Source organism: Moorena sp. SIO3I6 (genome assembly GCF_010672095.1).
Genome location: NZ_JAAHHU010001733.1, coordinates 1 through 1,034 on the forward strand (window position 1 = coordinate 1; position 1,034 = coordinate 1,034).

The 1,034-nt window shown below is 42.7% G+C and carries 1 protein-coding gene; it reads right to left on the reverse strand.

From position 1 onward, the window contains the following. Positions 1–333: 333 nt before the first annotated feature. A partial coding sequence (gene iscB, locus F6K49_RS52715) for an RNA-guided endonuclease IscB (RefSeq protein ID WP_293111093.1) occupies positions 334–1,034 on the reverse strand: 701 nt, incomplete at its 5' end.

Below are 1,034 nucleotides of genomic sequence, written 5' to 3' on the forward strand. Positions count from 1 at the left end.
GGCAGATACTAGTAAAAGCCATAAGTGTATCCATCTTTTCGGTGTATTGCCGATATATCTTGAGGCTTGCAACTTTTGTAGCCCTTGGTTCCTAACGGGGTAAATCCAAAGCTTCCTTTGCTTCTAGGGGTGACTTTGCCTATTCCTAGTTTTTGATGCTTGGCTATGTCCCCAGTGACCCAGCCTTTAATTGGTTTCAATGGGTTGTGTCTGATGGGGTAACCGTATTTGTTAAGTGCTGCTTTCTGTCTCCCTCCCTGTCCCTTGCAAGTAACCAACAGTGGCTGAGAGGTTTTCAAGACCAAGGTCTCAATATCCCCAACACAAGCAGCATCAATAAGCGTGTTGCTTAGGAAGACCTAGTTTAATCCGGTTATACTTGGTCTGCGCTCCTGTTCCAGTAACTACAAGCAAGATATTTTGGAGTACTTTAACTAACTTGTTACGAGTTGTATTTACCGCTGCTGCATCCAATAATGGTTGCTTGGCTTTAGTTTTGATTTTTTGGAGTAAACTTTGCTTATTTTTTAGGAATTCCTCTATGGGTTTGTTTCCTTTCCGTTTATTGCATTTTTCGCAAGCTAAGCAAAGATTACTGACTCGTTCGCGTAGCGTCGGCTTTGCCGAATTACTTCCGCCCAATGACTTTGCTTGAATGTGTTCGATTTGCAGTGGAACGGATTGTTTGCCGCAGTAAGTGCATTCCCTTCCCCATTTTTCTAGTAAGTACTCTCTAACTTCATAACCAGCTAGCTCTCCTTGCTGGTACTCAACACCACTGATTTCAGGTTTCTGCATTTTTTGAGTGTCAAACTTAACTCTTTCAACCCAAATTTCATTAATCGGGCAAAACTTGGTTAATCGCTTTACCCATGTTTCAATCGTCGAAATCCTGTGTTCTAAGCTGGGTGGAAGCCAACCCTCTGAACGTTTGCGATTAAGAAATCGTGGCTTTCTGTAACGGGTGTGACGATTACGTCGGCCACGTCTTACCGCCTTTCTAGACTCTAATTTTTTCTTTATAAACCCTCCTC